Annotated in this window: 1 protein-coding gene; it reads right to left on the minus strand. The window is 41.6% G+C overall.

Annotated features, from left to right (window positions below):
- Positions 1 to 324: GGDEF domain-containing protein (locus AB4507_RS22620; protein ID WP_372183452.1), on the minus strand; the 324-nt coding region annotated here is incomplete at its 3' end.
- Positions 325 to 693: the final 369 nt, after the last annotated feature.

The following is a 693-nucleotide window of genomic DNA, read 5'->3' on the forward strand; positions in this document are numbered from 1 at the left end:
CTCTTCTCCACCATAGCGAAAACAGAAATCGCTTGTGCGGCATGTATCTTCAAGAATTTGACCAAAGTGCTTAATCACATCATCTCCCTTGTCATGACCATAGGTATCATTAATTTTTTTGAAGTGATCTAGGTCGGCAATCAGTACAGAAATGTCACTCTCTCGGCCTGGTTGAACAAGCTTGGGTATCAGTTCTGCTAGGCCTCTACGGTTATAAAGGCCGGTTTGTTCATCAGTGATCGATGAACGATAGGTCTGCTTCAACAAACGATCAGTTAAGATCCAAAACACTGAAAATGCGAGGCTAACAATTGTGATTGTCATGATAACGAAAGACAATTTATGAATATCTGATATCAGGTAATAGTTCGAATTCGTTCCTTTGGTATGAGCAAGTACGCCCCTAATTGCCATATAGAGAATGTTGATAAACAGGGTCAGATTCAACAGACACTTTGCTTCTCTGTTATCGTGCTTTTCCCCTGAATAGTTTGCACAGAGGGCTAAGATACATATCGTCACAACGAGAATACTTCGAGCCTCGATCCTAGAAGTTACAGAAGGCGCAATTAGGGCGCTATAAAGGAAGAAGCTAATGCCAAGGGAGCTAATGATGATTGATATTACGAGAAAAGATCGACTTGCTCCGCGTAACACGGTTATACCGACGAGTAACAAAGGCTTTGTTTCCTA

Origin of the sequence: Vibrio sp. 10N.222.54.A3, from assembly GCF_041474095.1 — a bacterium.
Classification (GTDB): domain Bacteria; phylum Pseudomonadota; class Gammaproteobacteria; order Enterobacterales; family Vibrionaceae; genus Vibrio; species Vibrio crassostreae_C.